Below are 19,988 nucleotides of genomic sequence, written 5' to 3' on the forward strand. Positions count from 1 at the left end.
CCATGAGCGATTTCAGCACCCTTGAAGTGATCCGCGACCCTCGCGGCTTCGCCACCCTGTGGCTGAGCCGCGAGGACAAGAACAACGCCTTCAACGCGCAGATGATCCGCGAGCTGATCGTGGCCATCGACCGCCTGGCCGAAGACGCCAGCCTGCGCTTTGTGCTGCTGCGCGGCCGTGGCCGGCACTTCAGCGCCGGTGCCGACCTGGCCTGGATGCAGCAGTCGGCGCAGCTGGACTTCAACACCAACCTGGATGACGCCCACGAACTGGGCGAACTGATGTACGCCCTGCACCGCCTCAAGGCGCCTACCCTGGCCGTGGTACAAGGTGCCGCCTTTGGCGGCGCGCTGGGCCTGATCAGCTGCTGCGACATGGCCATCGGCGCCGAAGACGCTCAGCTCTGCCTGTCGGAAGTACGGATTGGTCTGGCCCCGGCGGTCATCAGCCCGTTTGTGGTCAAGGCCATTGGCGAGCGTGCTGCGCGCCGCTATGCCCTCACCGCCGAGCGTTTCAGCGGCATACGGGCCCGCGAGCTGGGGCTGCTGGCCGAGGTGTACCCGGCCAGTGAGCTGGACGCCCAGGTGGAAGCGTGGGTGAACAACCTGCTGCAGAACAGCCCGCAAGCGTTGCGCGCCACCAAGGACTTGCTGCGCGAAGTGGACGACGGCGAACTCAGCCCGGCGCTGCGGCGCTACTGCGAGAACACCATTGCCCGCATCCGCGTAAGCGCCGAAGGCCAGGAGGGCCTGCGCGCCTTCCTGGAAAAACGCCGCCCCGCCTGGCAAACCGATGACAAGAAGGAACCGCGCCCATGAGCCGCCCCGCTTTGACCACCCTGCTGGTCGCCAACCGTGGCGAAATCGCCTGCCGGATAATGCGCACTGCCAAGGCCATGGGCCTGACCACTGTCGCCGTGCACAGCGCCACCGACCGTGACGCCCGGCACAGCCGCGAAGCGGATATCCGCGTTGACCTGGGCGGCACCAAGGCCGCCGAAAGCTACCTGCTGGTCGACAAGCTGCTGGCCGCTGCCAAGGCCAGCGGTGCCCAGGCCATTCACCCGGGCTATGGTTTTCTGTCCGAGAACGCAGGCTTCGCCCGTGCTATCGAACAGGCCGGGCTGATCTTCCTCGGCCCACCGGCCAGCGCCATCGACGCCATGGGCAGCAAGTCGGCGGCCAAGGCGCTGATGGACGCCGCTGGCGTGCCGCTGGTGCCGGGCTACCACGGCGAAGCCCAGGACCTGGACACCTTCCGCGCCGCCGCCGAACGCATCGGCTACCCGGTGCTGCTCAAGGCCAGCGCTGGCGGCGGCGGCAAGGGCATGAAAGTGGTCGAGGAAGAAAGCCAGCTGGCCGACGCCCTGGCCTCCGCCCAGCGTGAGGCGCAGTCGTCGTTCGGCGATGCGCGCATGCTGGTGGAAAAGTATGTGCTCAAGCCGCGCCATGTGGAAATTCAGGTGTTTGCCGACCAGCACGGCAACTGCCTGTACCTCAACGAGCGCGACTGCTCGATTCAGCGCCGCCACCAGAAAGTGGTCGAAGAAGCCCCTGCCCCCGGCCTGTCGCCCGAACTGCGCCGGGCCATGGGCGAAGCGGCGGTGCGTGCGGCCCAGGCGATCGGCTATGTGGGTGCCGGCACCGTGGAGTTCCTGCTCGATGCCCGTGGCGAGTTCTTCTTCATGGAGATGAACACCCGCCTGCAAGTGGAACACCCGGTCACCGAGGCCATCACCGGCCTGGACCTGGTGGCCTGGCAGATTCGCGTGGCCTGCGGCGAGCAACTGCCGATCACCCAGGAACAGGTGCCGCTGATTGGCCATGCCATCGAAGTGCGGTTGTATGCCGAAGACCCGGCCAACGAGTTTTTACCTGCCACCGGCACGCTGGCGCTGTACCGTGAGTCGGCGCCAGGCGAAGGCCGGCGGGTGGACAGCGGGGTCAGTGAAGGCGACGTGGTGTCGCCCTTCTACGACCCGATGCTCGGCAAGCTGATTGCCTGGGGTGAAAACCGCGAACAGGCGCACCTGCGCTTGCTGGCCATGCTCGACGAGTTCGCCATTGGCGGAGTTAAGACCAACATTGCCTTCCTGCGCCGCATTCTCGCCCACCCTGCGTTTGCCGCGGCAGAGCTGGACACCGGCTTCATTCCGCGCCACCAGGATGTGTTGCTGCCGGCGCCCCATGCGCTGCCGGCGGGCTTCTGGGAAGCGGCAGCCGAAGCCTGGCTGCAGGGGCTGCCCGGGCATCAGCGCGATGACGACCGCAGTTCGCCATGGGGTGCGCGCAACGGCCTGCGCTTGGGCCTGCCGGCACGCAGCAGCCTGCATCTGGTAAGCGCCGGGCAGGACCAGGCGGTTGCCCTGGAGCGCAGCGCTGCGTCCACCTGGCAGCTGGCGGGTGAGCAATTGGTGCACGATCAGGCAGGTGTGCGTCGCCAGTACTTGACCATGCGCCGCGGTAGCACGCTGTACCTGAACTGGGATGGCGAGATGCACGCCATTCAGGCCTTCGACCCGATTGCCGAAGCCGAGGCCAGCCATGGCCATCAAGGCGGCCTGGGCGCGCCCATGAACGGCAGCATCGTGCGGGTGCTGGTAGAGCCGGGGCAGGTGGTTGAAGCCGGTACAGCGCTGGTAGTGCTGGAGGCCATGAAGATGGAACACAGCATTCGTGCGCCGCATGGCGGGACGGTGAAGGCGTTGTTCTGCCAGGAAGGGGATATGGTCAGCGAAGGGACGGTGCTGGTCGAACTGGTTGAGTGAGGTAAGCGGGGCAACTGCCTTGCTCAGACTTTGAAGGTTTGCGCGATCACTGTGGGAGCGGGCATGCCCGCGAACACCGGCGAAGCCGGTGCCATACACCGCGTTGGGGCATTCGCGGGCGCGCCCGCTCCCACAAGTGATGCGCCAACTTCAGCGCAACGCTGTACCTGTGGGAGCGGCTTTAGCCGCGAACACCGGCAAAGCCGGTGCCATACACCGCGTTGAATTCTTCGCGGGTGAACCCGCTCCCACAGAGCCAGCGCAATGCTTGAGGTCGGCACCGTACTTGTGGGAGCCCGGCTTGCCGGCGATGGGCTGCACAGCAGCCCCAGCAATCTAGAACGCGCCGTGCACCCGCACGACTACTCCCAGGATCTCGCAACCTTCTTCGCATAGTAGCGCCGGGTAGCTGCCGTTCAGTGCCTTCAAATAACGCTGCCCACCTTCCTCGGCCAACTCGCGGAAAATCGCCGGTTTGCCCGGCTGACGAGCGATGACCAACCGCCCAGCCTCAGCCTCCACGCCCGGGTCGACCAGCATCCGCATGCCCTGTGGCACGCTCCGACCACTGACAGCGCTCATCGCGTCATTTTCAACCGTCAGCCAGAAAGCCTTGCCCTGGGCCAGGTAGTCCGTCTGCTCGAACACACCCGGCTCCTCACGCTCTTCAACACCTAGCTCGCTCCAGGCCAACACTGGGTAGCGGAAACACACGATGTATTGCATTAGGTCCAGATCGTCATCGGCGTCATCCATCTGATAAACGCCACGCTCCTCGCCAACCTGCCCCTGAATGCGCAGCTGCAGGCTGACGTTGTAGTGAGGCATGCCAATCTCGACGAACGTGCGGTTCATCGACTCGATCTTCGGCTGACGCCGCTTGTTCACCCAGTGCCCTACGCTGCCTTGAGACACGCCAACGCGCTCGGCAAGCTGCTCTTGAGTGAGCCCAAGCTCCTCCATCCGGTCACGGACGAGGGCAATCCATTTATCCATATTCATCGCTGGCACGATACGGACTGCCTTTAACCGCTCAATAAACATTCAGTATTATTTATCAAAGGACATGAAAATACCCTAGGTATTATTATCGGTCGGACGCCTTCCCCTACTGGCTCTAGCAGGTATCAGGATGAAACCACCGAAAAACGACGAAACAGATCTCGACAGCGAAGCCGCCCGCCGCGCCCTCGACTACTACCTCAATCCCAAACCGCAGCGCCCTACCCTGGACAACAAAATCTGGACCCTGCACGACAGCGTCACGGGCGACCAGGCCCAGGAACACGCCATCGCCCTGCTGCGCTGCGCCGCCGCCACGGCGCAGGAAACCGCCAGTCACCAGCACGGCAGCCAGCGCGAGCTGACCTACGCGTTGATGCACATGATGGACATGGCTCGCGCTCTGCTGGAGCACAAGCGCGCCGCAGATCCGGATTTCTGAGTAAAAAGAAGGGAGAGAACCTGATGGACGGGAACGGCAGAGGCCCCGATTGCCGGGACAAGGAAGCGCATCGGTAAAACTTTTTTACCGAATTAGCGAAAATTCATTTGACTGGCAAATGATAACGATTATTATTGCACTCAGCTGATCGCGAGATCTGCTGGATAACCTGGAGCTTAGGTCGCTCTCAGATTATCTCCTCATCAGGCTAATCACGGTTTTTGACCCGGCTTTTTGCCGGGTCTTTTTTTTGGCTCTTCAGGCTAATGAAGATCGTGATGGCGCGCATGATAGCAAAGGTGTTTCAGGGCGTGAACGCTCATTACAAAACTTTGCGGAATCAGCACTTGAGAATCAATCTCGTTTCGCCTACGCTGGTCTCGCATCAAGGAAGATGCCCCCACCCCTCCCCCTTCAAGCAAGGAGCTGTCCATGACCCGTCTGCTACTGCCGCTTGAACACCCAACGCCTGTTGCCGAACACGATGCCGACCATGCCCTGCTGCATGCCCTGAAGCGGCTGCCCCGGCGCGTGCAGCAAGTATTCCTGCTCAACCGCCTCGACCAACTGGACTTCGCCACCATCGCCGCCCGCCTCGACCTGCCCCTGGCGAGCATCGAGCGGAACATGGACCAGGCGCTGCAGGCCGGTCGCTCGCGCCGTGATGTACTGTCGAGTGTGGCCGGGCAGTGGTATGTCCGCTTGCAAAGCCCCCAGGTGACAGCTTGCGAACGGATCGACTTTCGTCGCTGGCTGGATGCGGATACGGCAAACCTGCACGCGTTTCACGAAACCGAACTGCGCTGGCGCAGCCTGTTGGCGCCGGCACGGCAACTGGGCCATGACGGCTGGTACCGGCAAGGCCGGGCGGCGCTGTCGCTGGGTGGGTGCTCGATTGCGGTCGGGCTTGGAGTGGTGGCGTTGGTAGTGTTTGGTCTCTGGGCCTGATCACACGTTGGCAAGCGGGTCAAAAGCGCTCCGCCGGGTCTGTGGTCATGAGCATCTGCTGGAACCGCTCCAGAAAGATCGACTCTGCTTGGGTAAACTTCTGTTCGCGGTTCCACAGCAGATACACGTTCACATCGATCACCCCTTCCCACGGCGGCAGACGCCACAGCTCATTGGCCTGTACATCCGCCGCGACGATGTGCTCCGGCAGGCAGCCGATGCCGTAGCCGGCCCCCACCAACCGCAGGATTTCATCCAGGCTCGGTGACGATGCCACTATACGCCCGGTAAATCCCTGCTGATCGCGAAACACCGTCAACGGCGACAGGTTGCCGCCCATCTGGTCACTGGTGAAGCTCACGAAATTCTCGCCCTGCAGATCCGCCACAGTAAGGTTCTTGCGACCAAACAAGCGATGGCGCTTGCCGCAAAAAAACGCGTAGCGCTGTTCGAGCAGCACCCGTTGCTCCAGGCGGGGCTGGGGCGTGCGGCACAGGCTCAGGCCGAACGAGGCAGTCTTCTGCAACAAGCCACTGGCCACATCCGAACTGCGCAGCACATCGATCTCCAGCTCCACCTGGGGGTAGTCACTGTGGAATTGTGCAAGGAAGTCGTCGTAGGCGCGGGACTGAATACGGCTGATGCTCAGCAGGCGGATCTTGCCCGTCACTGTCTCGGCCGGGCTGTCCAGCGCAGGCCCCAGGCGCGAGACCGTGCCGTACAGCTCGGCAGCAATCTGCATCACCTCCTCCCCCGCCTGCGACAGGTTGATGCGTGGCCCGCGACGTATCACCAAGGCACTGTCCAGCTGCTCCTCCAAACGCCTCAGCGCCTGGCTGACGGCCGGCTGGCTCAGGTGCAGGCGTGCCGCAGCCCGGCTGATGCTGCCCTCTTGGCCGATTACCAGAAAGGTCCGCAACAGGTTCCAGTCGAGGCGGTCGTTGAGGAAACGCTTGGCTTCGGGGTCTCTTGCCAGGGTCGTTGTCGTCGGGGTCATTATTTGTTGATCTTATACTTGAGTATTTAAATTAGAAGCTTTTCCTAGCATAGGACTTGGCTCAACATCTAGCAACGCACCGCCAGAGTGCCTTTGTCCTGCCCGTGCAGGGCCCTCCTTCTCCTGCCTATAACAATGACGCCCAGGAGCCTCAGATGAAGAGCAATACCCCCACCCCGCGTCGTGCCGCGGCGGCTGCCTTTATTGGCACCACCATCGAATTCTATGATTTCTACATCTACGCCTTCGCCGCAGCCCTGGTGCTCGGGCAGCTGTTCTTCCCCAGCGAAAACCCGATGCTCAGCACCATGGCCGCGTTCGGCAGCTTTGCCGTGGGCTTTATCGCCCGGCCGTTCGCTGGCATGGTGTTCGGCCACCTGGGCGACCGCCTGGGGCGCAAGAAAATGCTGCTGGTCACGATTGTGCTGATGGGCGTGGCCACCACCTGCATCGGCCTGCTGCCGACCTACGCACAGGCCGGTATCTGGGCCCCCATCGGCCTGATCTTCCTGCGCCTGCTGCAGGGTATTTCAGTCGGTGGCGAATGGGGCGGCGCGGTGCTGATGGCCAGCGAGCATGCGCCCAAGGGCCGCAAGGTGTTCTTCGCCTCGTTCGCCCAGTGGGGCAGCCCGGCGGGCCTGCTGCTGGCGCTGATCGCCTTCCGCTTCATCACGGCAATGGAAACGGAAGACCTGATGAGCTGGGGCTGGCGCATTCCGTTCCTGATGAGCGGGCTGCTGATGATCGTCGGCCTGCTGATCCGCTTCGGCGTGCCGGAGTCGCCAGAGTTTGCCGAGGTCAAGGACAGTGACCAGACCAGCGACAACCCGGTGCGCGAAGTGCTGCGCAACCACTGGCGCAACATCGTCTTCGCAGCCCTGGCCGTGACCATCGGCTCTGGCGGGTTCTTCTTCACCAACACTTTCATGATCACTTACGTTACCCAGTATCAGGGCATCGCCAAGACCACCATTCTCGATTGCCTGTTCGTGGTCACCATCCTGCAGTTTCTCTCGCAGCCCTGCTCGGCCATGCTTGCCGAGCGCCTGGGTGAAGGGCGCTTCCTGAAGTGGGTCGCGGCGCTGTGCATGGTGGTGCCGTACCCGATGTTCCTGCTGGTACAAACCGGCAATGTGATCTACATGACCGCTGGCATCGCCCTGGCCGTGGTCATGCTCTCGGCGCTGTATGCCGTGATTGCCGGCTACATGGCCGAAGCCTTCCCGGCCCGGGTGCGTTACTCGGGCATTTCGATCGCCTACCAGCTGGGCAGTGGCCTGACCGGTGGCCTCACGCCGATGCTGGGCACTTTCGTTGCCGGCCAGTTCGCCGGGCAATGGGTACCGCTGGCGCTGTTCTTCAGCGTGCTGGCCTTGATGTCGCTGGCCGGCGTGCTGGGGCTGTCCCACCTGCGTAACGCCAGCGCCAGGCCGGCCGCCCTCTCCACTTCGCAAGGAATCGCCTGATGAGCAAGCCTTACAACATGTCAGAAACCGAATGGCAATCGCGCTGCGAGCTGGCTGCGCTGTACCGCCTGATCGCCTACTACCGCATGACCGACCTGATCGATACGCACATCACCCTGCGTGTACCGGGCCCCGACCGGCACTTTCTGATCAACCGCTACGGCGTGGCGTTCGAGAAGATGCGCGCCAGCGACCTGGTGCTGATCGACCTGGACGGCAACGTGGTCGACAGCCATTTCAACGGCGGCAAGGTGAATGCGGCCGGCTTCGTCATCCACTCGGCAATCCACGAGGCGCGCCCGGACCTGCACTGCATCATCCACACCCACACGGCAGCGGGCATGGCGGTGGCAGCACAACGTGACGGCCTGCTGCCGCTGACCCAGCACGCGTTGAAGTTTTACGGCAACCTGGCGTATCACACCTACGAAGGCATCGCGCTGTCACTGGAGGAGCGCGAACGGCTGGTCTCCGACCTTGGTACGCACAAGGCGATGATCCTGCGCAACCATGGGCTTTTGGCCGCTGGCAACAGCGTGGCTGCAGCGTTCCACGAGATCTACTTCCTCGAACGCGCCTGCCAGGCGCAAATCCAGGCGATGTCTGCCGGCGTGGCGTTGAACATCCCCAGCGAGGAAGTGTGCCGGCACACCGCCGCCCAGTTCGGGCGCGATGGCATAGACGGTATCATCGACATGGCCTGGCAGGCAGCGCTCAGCCTGATCGACGCGCAGCGCAGCGAGTGGTGCAGCTGACATGGCCAGCCTCGTATTGCTTTGCCAGAACCCGGCGCTGACTGACTGGCTGGCCGCGCTGTTCGCCGAGCACGCCCCGCAGCTGAACGTATTGCGCCCGGAAGATGCCGGCGCAAGGCATGCCGAAGTGGCCGTGTGCTGGTTCCCGCCCGAAGGTAGCCTGGGCCGCTTGCCGAACCTGCGCCTGGTGCACTCGATCGGCTCGGGCATCGATCATCTGGCCCAGGACAGCTCACGCGATGCGTCGCTGCCCGTGTGCCGGGTGGTCGACCCTGACCACACCCAAGGCATGAGCGAGTACGTGCATTGGGGCGTGCTGCACTTTCACCGGGGCTTCGACCGGGTGATCGCCGGCAATGCCAGCCAGCACTGGCAGCGCCCGGTGCAGCGCAAGGCGGGGGACTTCCGCGTTGGCGTGATGGGCCTGGGCGCGATTGGCGCACCGGTGGCGCAGCGGCTGGCGGCGGCGGGTTATGACGTGCGCGGCTGGGCCCGCACGCCGCGCCAGCTCAATGGCGTAACAACCTTTGAAGGCGCAGGTTCGCTGCATGACTTCCTCGCCGGGCTGGACGTGCTGGTCAACCTGCTGCCCCTCACCACCAGCACGCATGGCCTGCTGAACCATGCCGTTTTCCAGCACATGGCCGAAGGCAGCGCCCTGATCAACTGTGGTCGTGGCCAGCACCTCAACCCGGAGGACCTGCGCCAGGCGCTGGCCAGCGGGCAGCTGCGCGGCGCCTTGCTCGATGTGTTCGAACAGGAGCCGTTGCCTGCCGATTCGCCGCTGTGGCACACGCCCGGCGTGTGGGTGACACCGCACATGGCCTCTGCCGCTTCCGACCTGTGCATCGCCCGGCAAGTGGCCGACAACGTGTCGCGCCTGAGTGCCGGGCTGGAACTGAACAATCTGGTCGACCCCGAACTGGGCTATTGACCGCACGCGTTACCAAGAGGTGATCCATGAAAACGTTTTTCCATCCTGCCCAACGCCTGCACCACCCCCGCTCCTACCTGTCGCGCGGCCAGATGCGCCAGCCGCAGGAAGTGCCGGCACGCATCGACCCGCTACTGGCAGTAGTCGAAAAGCTCGGCTACCCGCTGTTCGAACCCGCCGACCACGGCCTGGCCCCGCTGGCGGCCGTGCATGGCCAGGCGTACCTGGACTACCTGGGCAGCGCCTACCAGCAGTGGCACGAAGTGCCGGAAGACTGGGGCGATGAGGTGATGTCCAACATCTATATCCGCGAAGGCAACCCCTTGCGCGGCATCCTCGGCAAGACCGCCCGCTACCTGGCCGATGGCAGCTGCCCGATCGGCGAGCACACCTGGCAGGCCGCCTACTGGTCTGCGCAAAGCGCGGTGGCCGCGGCACATGCGGTGATCGAAGGCGACCAGGCCGCTTATGCCCTGTGCCGGCCACCAGGGCACCATGCCCGCGCCGAAGCCGCAGGTGGGTTCTGCTTCCTGAACAACGCCGCAATCGCCGCCCAGGTGCTGCGTGGCAAGTTCGGCAAAGTGGCCGTGCTCGACACCGACATGCACCACGGCCAAGGCATCCAGGAAATCTTCTACGAACGGAACGATGTGTTGTACGTGTCGATCCATGGCGACCCGACCAACTTCTACCCGGTGGTCGCCGGCTTCGATGATGAGACCGGCGCTGGTGCAGGTGCTGGCTTCAACCTGAACCTCCCCATGGCCCATGGCGCCAGCGAAGCGGATTTCTTTGCCTGCATGGACCAGGCGGCAACCGCGCTGCGCGCCTTCCGTCCGGACGTACTGGTGCTGTCGCTGGGCTTTGACATCTACGAAAACGACCCGCAGTCCAAGGTACACGTCAGCCATGAAGGGTTCCGCCTGCTCGGGCAGCGGGTCAAGGCGCTGGGCCTGCCTTGCGTGGTGGTCCAGGAAGGTGGCTACGACATTGCAACCCTGGACGAAAATGCCTCGCGCTTCTTTGCCGGCATGACTGCCTGAGGCAAAACCCGATGTGTTCCGGGTTGCCTTGGGCAACCCGGCCTACCGAGCAATACAACAATAAAGAGCGCAACTTGCCGCACCTGCAAGTCAGCGATCAGGCCCCCGGCTGCCCGCCGCAGACGCAGGGGCAATAACAATAAATCTTCACGCTGCCGTTCTTGAATCTGGCAATAAGGAAGTCTTCATGTCGCTCAAAACTTTCACCTTGGGGATGGCAGGCGCGAGCGCCTGTCTGTTTGGCTCGATTGCCTGCGCGGCTGAATCGGACCATGGTTTCATTGAAGACAGTACCACCTCGGTCGGCTTGCGAAACTTCTACTGGAACGCCGACAACCGCAACGGCAGCTACCTCAACCCGGCCGGCGAGCGGCAAAGTTATCGCCAGGAATGGGCGCAAGGTTTGCTGGCCAAGTTCAATTCCGGCTATACCCAAGGGCGGGTAGGGTTCGGCCTCGACTTGCATTACATGGGCGCAATAAAGCTCGACGGCGGCAAGGGCCGGGTTGGCGACGGTGTCGGCAATGGCGGCATCGTCGCGCGCGACAACCAGGGCGACCCCAAGCATGAGTACGCCAAGGCCGGTGGCGCGGTAAAGATGCGGGTTGGCAGCACTGAACTGGCCTATGGCGACCTGTTCCCTGATTCACCCGTACTCAAATATGGTGATATCCGCCTGCTGCCGCAAACGCTGCGAGGCTGGAACGTCACCGATCATACCTTCGCCGGGCTGGCCCTCAATGCAGGGCGCTTCACCTCCAGCAGCGACCGGGCAGCCACCAATCACGGCGGCAAGCTGGGTACCGCGTACGGTGGCCGCCAGGCCGACAGTGACTTTGTCAGTTATTACGGCGGTATCTACACCGGCCTCGACAACGTCAAGGTCAAGCTGTTCGGGTCCGAACTGGACAATATCTGGAACCAGCAATTTGCATCCATCGACTACCGGGTGCCGTTGAAGGTGGGTGGCGTATTCAATACCGGCGCCAATTACTACCGCACGCGCGACACCGGCACCTCGCTGCTTGGCGACATACGCAACGATGCCTGGAGTGCCCGGGTGGGCTACGCACGGGGCGGGCACAAGTTCGAAGTTGCCTATACCCGCATCGATGGCGACCAGCCTTTCGACTATGTATGGAACAGTTTCGACATCGAACTGGATGCGGCTTCCCAGGGCAGCGACTTCAACAGCCCCAACGAAAGAGCCTGGAGCGCACGTTACGACCTGGACGCCGTCGTCTTTGGCGTCCCCGGGCTGAGCTTCACGGCACGTTACATACGCGGTAGCGATATCGATGGCCGCGATGCCGGCGGAGCTTATTCACGGTTCCAGGCGGTCAGTGACGGGTCGCAATGGGAACGGGACTTGTGGGTGAAATACGTGGTGCAGTCGGGGCCTGCGAAAAACCTGTCCGTGCGGCTGCTGCATGCGTCGATGCGCACGGGCGGCGATTACGGGGCAATCGCCAATGACCTGGACCAGACCCGGATCATTCTGGACTACCCACTGGACCTGAACTTTCTGAAATAGCCCGGCAACCCTGCGCGGGGCTATCGGAGCAACGGTCTTGCACCATCACTCAGGCTAACGCATCAACCTGTAGGAACAGCCTTGTGCTGCGAAGAGGCCGGTAAGGCTGAAGATTATCTTCGGCTGCAATGACCTCTTCGCAGCACAAGGCTGCTGCTACAGGGCTTGTGTTTGCCTTGAGAAAGGAGAACATCAATAAAATGCAGGCATAAAAAAAGAGGCCCTATGGCCTCTTCTTTCTTGATCCCAGCGACGCACTGAGGATCGAATTTGGAGCGGGAAACGAGACTCGAACTCGCGACCCCGACCTTGGCAAGGTCGTGCTCTACCAACTGAGCTATTCCCGCGTCGTGATGGGTGCCATTCTAGCGATTTCTAAAACAGCGTCAACCCCTTGATTCAAAAAAAGTTTATTTCTGCTCGGAGCCTTCGCGCAAGTGCGGCCAGGCGGCCAGCAGGTAGTGCACCATCGACCACAGCGTCAGCCCCGCCGCCACCAGCAGCAGCCCGTAGCCCAGAATCACCCAGAACGTTACCGCTGGCGGGTTGGCCAGCAGGATCACCAGCGCCAGCATCTGCGCCGCAGTCTTCCACTTGCCAAGGTTGGACACCGCCACATGCGCCCGCGCCCCTAGCTCGGCCATCCACTCGCGCAGGGCTGATACCACGATCTCACGGCCAATGATGACCGCCGCCGGCAGGGTCAGCCAGAAGTTGGCGTGGGTCTGTACCAGCAGCACCAGGGCCACGGCCACCATCAGCTTGTCGGCCACCGGGTCGAGGAAGGCACCGAACGGCGTGCTCTGCTGCAGGCGACGCGCCAGGTAGCCGTCCAGCCAGTCGGTGGCGGCGGCAACGGCAAACACGCTGCTGGCTGCCATGTAGCTCCAGTGATAGGGCATGTAGAACAGCAGAATGAAGCACGGAATGAGCAGGACGCGTAGAACGGTGAGCAGGTTTGGAATATTCATCGGTACGACTGGCTGCAAGTTGAGCCCGGCATTCTACTCGCTATGCAGGCTGGCATAAATCGACTCGGCAAGCTTTTTACTGATGCCGGGGGCTTTGGCGATTTCATCGACACTGGCGCGGTTGAGCTCCTGCAGGCCGCCGAAATGTTTCAGCAGGTCGCGCCGGCGTTTGGGCCCTACCCCGGCTACATCCTCCAGGCTGGACACCCGGCGGGCCTTGCCGCGCCGAGCGCGGTGGCCGGTAATGGCAAAACGGTGGGCTTCGTCGCGGATCTGCTGAATCAGGTGCAGGGCCGGTGAATCACCTTTCAGCGTGAACTCGTGGTGCACGTCGTTAAGGTACAGGGTTTCAAAACCGGCCTTGCGGGTTACGCCCTTGGCCACCCCGAGCAGGGTCAGGTCGGTGAAGCCAAGTTCCTGCATCACATCGCGGGCCATGTTCAGCTGCCCCTTGCCGCCGTCCACCAGCAACACGTCGGGCAGCTTGCCCTCACCGTCCTTGATGCGCCCGTAACGGCGGGTCAGGGCCTGATGCATGGCGGCGTAGTCGTCGCCGGCGGTGACGCCTTCGATGTTGAAGCGGCGATAGTCGGACTTCAGCGCGCCTTCTGGGCCGAATACCACGCAACTGGCCACGGTAGCTTCGCCACTGGAATGGCTGATGTCGTAGCATTCCAGCCGCTGCGGCACTTCGTCCAGGCCCAGCACTTCGGCCAAGGCTTCGAAGCGTGCAGCCATGTGCTGGCGGTTTGCCAGGCGCGCATTCAGCGCCTGCTCGGCATTGGTCACTGCCAGCTGCTGCCAGCGGGCGCGCGTGCCGCGTACCCGGTGGCTGATGGTCAGCTCGCGGCCACGCAGTGTGTGCAGCGCTTCGGTGATGGCATCGAAATCTTCGTGAACAACGTTGACGATCAACTCGCCGGGCAGTTCGCGTTCGGCGTTGCCCAGGTAGTACTGGGAAAGGAATGCGGCCATGACCTCGGCCACCTCCTCCTCGATGCCCACCTGCGGGAAGAAGTTCTTGCTGCCCAACACCCGGCCGCCGCGCACGCTGATCAGGTGCACACAGGCCCCACCCGGGTTGACGAAGGCGGCGATGACATCGACGTCACCACTGCCGCCCTCGATGTACTGCTGGTCCTGTACGCGGCGCAACAAGGCGATCTGGTCGCGCAGCTCGGCGGCCTTTTCGAAGTCGAGGGCCATGGCGGCCTTCTCCATCTCGGCATTCAGCTCGTTGCCCAGTTGCTGGCTACGGCCTTCAAGGAACATCACCGAGTGGCGCACGTCCTCGGCGTATTCTTCGGGGGTGACCAGATCGGTGCAGGGCCCTTTGCAGCGCTTGATCTGGTACTGCAGGCACGGCCGGGTGCGGTTGGCGTAGTAGCTGTCTTCGCACTGGCGCACCGAAAAGGCCTTTTGCAGCAGGCTGAGGCTTTCGCGGATGGCCCCGGCGCTGGGGTAAGGGCCAAAGTAGCGGCCCTTGGCCTTCTTCGCCCCACGGTGAATGCCCAACCGCGGGAACTCGCCGTCGGACAGGAACACGTAAGGGTAGGATTTGTCGTCGCGCAGCAGGATGTTGTACGGCGGCCGCCACTCCTTGATCAGGTTCTGCTCCAGCAGCAACGCCTCGGTTTCGTTGGCGGTGATGGTGGTTTCGACCTGCGCGATGCGCCCCACCAGCGCGGCGGTCTTGGGCGCCAGGCCGGTCTTGCGGAAATAGCTGGCCAGGCGTTTCTTGAGGTTCTTGGCCTTGCCCACGTAAAGCAACCGGGCATCGGCGTCGAACATTCGGTAAACGCCCGGGCGACCACTGCAGGTGGCCAGGAATGCGCTGGCATCAAACACTTGGGACATGAGGTTTTACAGGCTTGCGTCGACCATACCGTGGCGAACGGCCAGCAAGGTCAGTTCGACGTCGCTGGTGACCGAGAGTTTTTCAAAGATCCGATAACGGTAAGTATTGACGGTCTTGGGCGAGAGGCACAACTTGTCAGAGATGATCTGCACTTTCTGGCAGCCGACGATCATCAGGGCAATCTGGATTTCCCGCTCCGACAGCGTGTCGAACGGTGAGCCCTGCGGCTGGAACGGTTTCAGCGCCAGCTGCTGGGCGATCTGCGGGCTGATGTAGCGCTGGCCGGCAAATGCCAGGCGGATGGCCTGGACCATTTCGTCAAGGCCTGCGCCCTTGGTCAGGTAACCGGCGGCACCGGCTTGCAACAGGCGGGTGGGGAACGGGTCTTCCTCGCACACGGTCACGGCCACTACCTTGATGTCCGGGTGGCTGCGCAGCAGTTTGCGGGTGGCCTCAAGGCCGCCGATGCCGGGCATTTTCACGTCCATCAGCACCACGTCAGGCTTCAGCTCGCGGGCCAGCTTGAGCGCGGATTCGCCCGAGTCACCCTCACCCACCACCTGCAGGCCATCGATGTCGGCCAGCATGCGGGTAATACCGGTTCGTACCAGATCGTGATCGTCGACCACTAAGACCCTAATCAAGCACACACCTCGTCAGCAGGGCGATTGGATCCCGCCACCTTAACAAAATTTTTCCAAGCGGGTCTAACGCATTGCTTCTGTAAGAAACGCCTGACGCTCAACAGTGACAGGCCTCACGGTTTGCCGGGGCTTTCTATCGCTGCTCAAGCGGCCCAGCAGGTGCCAGATGGCCGCCTGGTCGTCGATCGGCAATTGCCTGAAGGCGCCCAGCAACCCCGACTCATCCGTACTCAAGCCCTCTAGCGGGGCCGGCGTGCGCATGCCGCTAAGCACGTAAAGTGCATCCACCCCCCTGGCCGCCAGCGCTGCAAGGTAATCGACCCGCGGCGTACGCTCACCGCTTTCATACTTGCCCTGGGCATTGGGCTCGACCCCACCGATATCGCCAAACACGCGCTGGGTCATGCCCAGGCGCTCACGCTCTTCCCGCAGCCGCGGACCAATCCCGTTCATTGTGGGCTTCTCCTTATCCCTGATCACGCTCATCCTCTGCCGCCCCGTCTGCGGGCGACCGTGAGCGCCTGGGTTCACTATGCCGCTGCGCTTCGGTGGAGACAAGCCATCATTGCGCCACTAGCCAATCGTACGTTGCATGCGCACAAAGCACCCGTCCTCACCCATTTCGACAAAACCGTGGCGCTGGTACAACAGGCGCGCCGGGTTGCTGCGAAACACCATCAGCCTCAGCAATGGCAGGCGCCGCTGGCCGGCCCACAGCGCCAGCTCTTCCAATACCCAGCTGCCGACACCGCGCCCGCGGTGCTCGGGCAACAGGTGCAACTCGCGGATAAACAACGCCTGGCGGTCCTGGCTGAGGCTGCAGAAACCCAACGGGCTGTCGCCTTCGCTGATCAGCCACTGCTCGCGCCACCCCCACGCCTGGTCGAAGGCTTCCTCGATCCAAAGCAGGTCAAATTCACGGTAGTACGGCAGCATGGCGCGCCGCGTGAGGTCGCGGGCAAACGAACGGTGATTGTCGTTGGCGGGAATCAAATGTAGCGGCATCGCACAATGGGCTCTGGAGTTTGGCAGGGCCGGCCTCATCGCCGGCAAGCCAGCTCCCACAGGCACAGCGATAGCCTTGAAGCCAGTGTTGTACCTGTAGGAGCTGGCTTGCCGGCGATGAGGCCGGTGCAGCAAATATCACTCATTGGGCATAGCATACCGGTGAACTGCCCGGCCCATGACGGTCCAGTTCGCTTTCCAGCCATTCGGCCAGCACCCGCGCATTGTTGTGCTCGGTGTCCTTGCCTGCATACAGCAGGGTTAGTGGGCCCTTTCCGGCCAGGTCCAGCAAGGGGTACCAATGCTCGGGGTGGGCAGCCAGCTCTTGCTGGTAGCGCTGGGTAAAACCGGTAAAGTCGACCGCGCCCTGGTGAAATGCCCTGCGCAAATCATGCGAGGGCGCCACTTCGCGCAACCACTGCCCGTGCAGGTCTTCCTTGCGCAGGTTGCGCGGCCACAGGCGGTCTACCAGCACACGCTGGCCATCGTCGGCGGTGACCGCGTTGTAGACACGCTTGCAGCGGATCATGGCGTTCTCCTGCATTTACCGTCCGTCTTGAGCCTAGATAATTCATTGATCGAGGTCACGGTCGGGTTTCGAATTGTTTCTATGCTCAAGGCCTTCGGCAACTTGCCCAATGCCAACCGGAGCCATCATGGCAACCCCGTTACTGGCCAGCCAGCCGCACCTGGCCCAACGCGACCCCCGCCCGCAGCTTGCCCACAAGCCTGGGCGCGCCACCCTCGTGTTGTTCTTCGGCCTGCTGCTGGCCGGTATCGCCTACACCGCCTGGAGCCTGAAACAGGATGTGAGCGCCAGCGGCACGGTGATCACCACGGTCACGCCGTTTCTGCTGCTGGGCCTGGCACTGTTGATTGCCCTGGGCTTCGAATTCGTCAACGGCTTCCACGACACCGCCAATGCGGTGGCCACCGTGATCTACACCAATGCGCTGCCGGCACCGGTCGCGGTGGTGTGGTCCGGCCTGTGCAACTTCCTGGGCGTGCTGCTTTCCAGTGGCGCGGTCGCATTCGGCATCATTGCCCTGCTGCCGGTGGAGCTGATTCTACAGGTAGGCTCCTCGGCCGGCTTCGCGATGGTTTTTGCCCTGCTGTTGGCGGCGATCATCTGGAACCTGGGCACCTGGTGGCTGGGGCTGCCGGCATCATCCTCGCACACCCTGATCGGCTCGATCATCGGTGTGGGTGTGGCCAATGCGCTGATGCATGGGCGTGACGGCACCAGCGGCGTGGACTGGGCCCAGGCCAGCAAGGTGGGCTACGCCCTGCTGTTCTCCCCCCTGATCGGCTTTGCCTGCGCCGCCTTGTTGCTGCTCGCCCTTCGAGCACTGGTGAAGCGTCAAGCGCTATACCAGGCGCCGCAAGGCCAGACACCGCCGCCATGGTGGATTCGTGGCGTACTGATCCTGACGTGCACCGGGGTGTCCTTCGCCCATGGTTCCAACGATGGCCAGAAAGGCATGGGCCTGATCATGCTGATTCTGGTCGGCACCCTGCCAATGGCGTATGCGCTGAACAAGACCATGCCCAATGAGCAGGCCCTGCAGTTTTCCGCCGTCGCCGAGTTGACCCGCCAGGCGCTGGCGCGCCACGACCCGCAAGCGGCCCCGGCCGACCCGCGCCAGACCCTGACCGCCTTCATCGGCGAGCCCAAGGCCAGCCCGCAGCTGGTACCGGCGCTGGCGGCGCTGACCGGGATGATTGGCGAAGAGGTCAAAGGCTACGGCTCGCTCAAGCGCATACCCGCCGAAGCCATGGCCAATGTGCGCAATGACATGTACCTGACCAGCGAAGCCATTCGCCTGATCGAGAAAAACCGTTTGGTGGCATTCGACGCCGACACCCGCAGCCATGTCCAACTGTTCAAGACCCAACTGGACGACGCCACCCGCTACATTCCGCTGTGGGTCAAAGTGGCCGTGGCCATCGCGCTGGGGCTGGGGACCATGGTTGGCTGGCGGCGCATCGTGGTGACCGTGGGCGAGAAGATCGGCAAGACCCACCTGAGCTATGCCCAAGGCGCCTCGGCAGAGGTGGTTGCCATGTGCACCATTGGCGCAGCGGACATGTTCGGGTTGCCGGTCTCGACCACCCACGTGCTGAGTTCGGGGGTGGCCGGGACCATGGTGGCCAATGGCTCAGGGATTCAGAAGCGCACGTTATTCAACTTGCTGATGGCCTGGGTGCTGACCCTGCCGGCAGCGATGCTGTTGGCTGGCAGCCTGTACTGGTTGCTGAGCCACATCTTCTGAACCCGTAATCCGTCCTACAGGGACCGGTGTACACGACGGGTTCTGCGTTATCAGCCCGGGATTTTCAGGCCGCGCTGCACCGCCGGCCGTTCGAGGAACGTGGCCAGCACCCGCTGCACTTGTTTGAACTGGTCAAAGCCCACCAACTCCCGGGCGTTGTAGCGCTCCACCAGGTTGCGCACCCAAGGGAAGATGGCTATGTCGGCAATGCTGTACTCGTCCACCATCCACTCCCGGCCTTTCAAGTGCCGGTCCAGCACACCCAGCAGCCGCTTCGACTCGTTGACATAACGGTCACGCGGGCGCTTGTCTTCATAGTCCTTGCCAGCAAAGAAATGGAAGAACCCGACCTGGCCGAACATCGGCCCGATACCGCCCATCTGGAACATCAGCCATTGCAGCGTCTGGTAACGCTGGGCAGGGTCCTGGCTGAGCAGTTGCCCACTTTTTTCCGCCAGGTACTGCAAGATCGCCCCTGATTCGAACAGCGGCAACGGCTGGCCGCCCGGGCCGTCCGGGTCCAGGATGGCCGGGATCTTGTTGTTGGCGCTAAGCGAGATGAACTCGGGGCTCAACTGGTCATCGTTGTCGAAGCTGACCTTGTGCGACTCATAGGCCAGGCCGATTTCTTCGAGCATGATCGACACCTTGACGCCATTGGGCGTCGGCAGCGAATACAGCTGCAGGCGTTCGGGGTGTTTGGCGGGCCACTTGCGGGTAATAGGGAAAGCACTGAGATCGGTCATGATCAACCTTGCCTGGGGAATGAGCCTGTCACTCTAGAGACATCCCCGGCCGCTGACCATCACCGAGCACACATCAGCGCTGACTACTCAGGCCTGGCCGTGGGCCTTGAGCTTGAGCTTTTCGGTATCGACACGGACGAACACCGAGTCGGCGGTCACAGTCAGCACATCCTCGGCCCAGACTTCGCAAATCACCCGGCTCTTGCGCCCCACTTCCCCTTCCACTCGGGCCTTGAGCAAAAGCTCGACGCCCATGGGCGTAGGTTTGTGGTAGGTCAGGTTGAGTGTGCCGGTAACGCAGTCGATACGCGGCAGGCTGCCCGGCTCGCGGCCTTCGTTGCGGTAGTGGTAAGCCATGGCCGTCCAGTTGGAATGGCAATCGACCAGCATCGCCAGCAGGCCGCCGTAGACCAGGCCGGGCCAGCCGATGAAGGTGCTGTCGGGTGCGTGCCGGCACAGCAGGTGGATACCGTCGGCGTCCCAGTGACTTTGCAGGTGCAGGCCACTGGGGTGGGCACAGCCGCAGCCGTAGCAGGTGCCTTCCGGCGCCGCGAGGGCCTGAAGGGAAAGTGGGTGGTCGTTCATACGCTTCCTGTGCTTGTT

20 protein-coding genes and 1 tRNA gene are annotated in these 19,988 nt (G+C 62.8%); 10 read left to right on the forward strand and 11 right to left on the reverse strand.

Going from position 1 to position 19,988, the window contains the following annotated elements; all coding sequences use genetic code 11:
• Positions 1 to 2 precede the first annotated feature (2 nt).
• On the forward strand, positions 3 to 818 hold the full coding sequence (locus JOY50_RS06800) for a gamma-carboxygeranoyl-CoA hydratase (RefSeq protein WP_049278012.1): 816 nt from the start codon (positions 3 to 5) through the stop codon (positions 816 to 818).
• The gene (locus JOY50_RS06805) at positions 815 to 2,767 is read left to right on the forward strand and encodes an acetyl/propionyl/methylcrotonyl-CoA carboxylase subunit alpha (RefSeq protein WP_138737816.1); all 1,953 of its coding nucleotides are present in this window, start codon (positions 815 to 817) and stop codon (positions 2,765 to 2,767) included. The genes JOY50_RS06800 and JOY50_RS06805 overlap by 4 nt, the downstream gene beginning before the upstream one ends.
• A 336-nt stretch (positions 2,768 to 3,103) precedes the next feature.
• Here JOY50_RS06805 and JOY50_RS06810 read toward each other — a convergent pair whose 3' ends face one another.
• Positions 3,104 to 3,811 (reverse strand): LexA family transcriptional regulator, encoded by a 708-nt coding sequence (locus JOY50_RS06810; RefSeq protein WP_243054973.1) that lies wholly within the window; start codon positions 3,809 to 3,811, stop codon positions 3,104 to 3,106.
• A gap of 88 nt (positions 3,812 to 3,899) precedes the next feature.
• On the opposite strand from JOY50_RS06810, the gene JOY50_RS06815 reads away from it, so the two are divergent.
• Both JOY50_RS06815 and JOY50_RS06820 read left to right on the forward strand, forming a co-directional pair.
• Complete coding sequence (locus JOY50_RS06815; protein WP_019473641.1) at positions 3,900 to 4,211, forward strand: DUF6124 family protein; 312 nt, start codon at positions 3,900 to 3,902, stop codon at positions 4,209 to 4,211.
• Between the two features lie 432 nt (positions 4,212 to 4,643).
• Positions 4,644 to 5,159: a DUF4880 domain-containing protein gene (locus tag JOY50_RS06820; RefSeq protein WP_132841872.1), complete on the forward strand. Its 516-nt coding sequence runs from the start codon at positions 4,644 to 4,646 to the stop codon at positions 5,157 to 5,159.
• 19 nt (positions 5,160 to 5,178) lie between these two features.
• Here JOY50_RS06820 and JOY50_RS06825 read toward each other — a convergent pair whose 3' ends face one another.
• Entirely contained in the window at positions 5,179 to 6,156 is a 978-nt protein-coding gene (locus JOY50_RS06825) for a LysR family transcriptional regulator (protein ID WP_132841874.1), read from the reverse strand.
• A gap of 155 nt (positions 6,157 to 6,311) precedes the next feature.
• Between JOY50_RS06825 and JOY50_RS06830 the strand changes: the two genes are divergently transcribed.
• From JOY50_RS06830 to JOY50_RS06850, 5 genes are all read left to right on the forward strand, one after another.
• Positions 6,312 to 7,622 carry an MFS transporter gene (locus tag JOY50_RS06830; protein WP_132841876.1) on the forward strand — a complete coding sequence of 437 codons (1,311 nt, stop codon included), beginning with the start codon at positions 6,312 to 6,314 and terminating at the stop codon, positions 7,620 to 7,622.
• Positions 7,622 to 8,377, forward strand: coding sequence for a class II aldolase/adducin family protein (locus JOY50_RS06835; RefSeq protein WP_132841878.1), 756 nt, complete (start codon positions 7,622 to 7,624; stop codon positions 8,375 to 8,377). The genes JOY50_RS06830 and JOY50_RS06835 overlap by 1 nt, the downstream gene beginning before the upstream one ends.
• A gap of 1 nt (position 8,378) precedes the next feature.
• Positions 8,379 to 9,311: a glyoxylate/hydroxypyruvate reductase A gene (locus JOY50_RS06840; protein ID WP_243054974.1), complete on the forward strand. Its 933-nt coding sequence runs from the start codon at positions 8,379 to 8,381 to the stop codon at positions 9,309 to 9,311.
• 26 nt (positions 9,312 to 9,337) lie between these two features.
• Positions 9,338 to 10,354, forward strand: coding sequence for a histone deacetylase family protein (locus JOY50_RS06845; protein WP_132841883.1), 1,017 nt, complete (start codon positions 9,338 to 9,340; stop codon positions 10,352 to 10,354).
• Positions 10,355 to 10,541: 187 nt separating this feature from the next.
• Positions 10,542 to 11,888 carry an OprD family porin gene (locus JOY50_RS06850; RefSeq protein WP_243054975.1) on the forward strand — a complete coding sequence of 449 codons (1,347 nt, stop codon included), beginning with the start codon at positions 10,542 to 10,544 and terminating at the stop codon, positions 11,886 to 11,888.
• Positions 11,889 to 12,159: 271 nt separating this feature from the next.
• Here JOY50_RS06850 and JOY50_RS06855 read toward each other — a convergent pair.
• From JOY50_RS06855 to JOY50_RS06885, 7 genes are all read right to left on the reverse strand, one after another.
• A tRNA-Gly gene (locus tag JOY50_RS06855) sits at positions 12,160 to 12,235 on the reverse strand.
• 63 nt (positions 12,236 to 12,298) lie between these two features.
• Positions 12,299 to 12,859, reverse strand: a complete 561-nt coding sequence (gene pgsA, locus JOY50_RS06860; RefSeq protein WP_016498771.1) for a CDP-diacylglycerol--glycerol-3-phosphate 3-phosphatidyltransferase — start codon at positions 12,857 to 12,859, stop codon at positions 12,299 to 12,301.
• A gap of 33 nt (positions 12,860 to 12,892) precedes the next feature.
• The gene (gene uvrC, locus JOY50_RS06865; RefSeq protein WP_138737516.1) at positions 12,893 to 14,716 is read right to left on the reverse strand and encodes an excinuclease ABC subunit UvrC; all 1,824 of its coding nucleotides are present in this window, start codon (positions 14,714 to 14,716) and stop codon (positions 12,893 to 12,895) included.
• 6 nt (positions 14,717 to 14,722) lie between these two features.
• On the reverse strand, positions 14,723 to 15,361 hold the full coding sequence (uvrY, locus tag JOY50_RS06870; RefSeq protein WP_023047491.1) for a UvrY/SirA/GacA family response regulator transcription factor: 639 nt from the start codon (positions 15,359 to 15,361) through the stop codon (positions 14,723 to 14,725).
• Between the two features lie 63 nt (positions 15,362 to 15,424).
• Positions 15,425 to 15,814 carry a helix-turn-helix domain-containing protein gene (locus JOY50_RS06875; protein WP_026034360.1) on the reverse strand — a complete coding sequence of 130 codons (390 nt, stop codon included), beginning with the start codon at positions 15,812 to 15,814 and terminating at the stop codon, positions 15,425 to 15,427.
• A 120-nt stretch (positions 15,815 to 15,934) separates the two neighbouring features.
• On the reverse strand, positions 15,935 to 16,366 hold the full coding sequence (locus JOY50_RS06880) for a GNAT family N-acetyltransferase (RefSeq protein ID WP_138737517.1): 432 nt from the start codon (positions 16,364 to 16,366) through the stop codon (positions 15,935 to 15,937).
• Between the two features lie 142 nt (positions 16,367 to 16,508).
• Positions 16,509 to 16,895 (reverse strand): DUF488 domain-containing protein, encoded by a 387-nt coding sequence (locus JOY50_RS06885; protein WP_138737518.1) that lies wholly within the window; start codon positions 16,893 to 16,895, stop codon positions 16,509 to 16,511.
• Positions 16,896 to 17,022: 127 nt separating this feature from the next.
• Between JOY50_RS06885 and JOY50_RS06890 the strand changes: the two genes are divergently transcribed.
• A complete protein-coding gene (locus JOY50_RS06890) occupies positions 17,023 to 18,639 on the forward strand; it encodes an inorganic phosphate transporter (RefSeq protein ID WP_138737519.1) in 1,617 nt (538 codons plus the stop codon).
• 50 nt (positions 18,640 to 18,689) lie between these two features.
• Here JOY50_RS06890 and JOY50_RS06895 read toward each other — a convergent pair whose 3' ends face one another.
• Positions 18,690 to 19,385, reverse strand: a complete 696-nt coding sequence (locus tag JOY50_RS06895) for a glutathione S-transferase N-terminal domain-containing protein (protein ID WP_243054976.1) — start codon at positions 19,383 to 19,385, stop codon at positions 18,690 to 18,692.
• Between the two features lie 87 nt (positions 19,386 to 19,472).
• On the reverse strand, positions 19,473 to 19,970 hold the full coding sequence (locus JOY50_RS06900) for a PaaI family thioesterase (protein ID WP_132841935.1): 498 nt from the start codon (positions 19,968 to 19,970) through the stop codon (positions 19,473 to 19,475).
• Positions 19,971 to 19,988 lie beyond the last annotated feature (18 nt).

Source organism: Pseudomonas sp. BP01 (assembly GCF_022760795.1).
Classification (GTDB): Bacteria; Pseudomonadota; Gammaproteobacteria; order Pseudomonadales; family Pseudomonadaceae; genus Aquipseudomonas; species Aquipseudomonas putida_Q.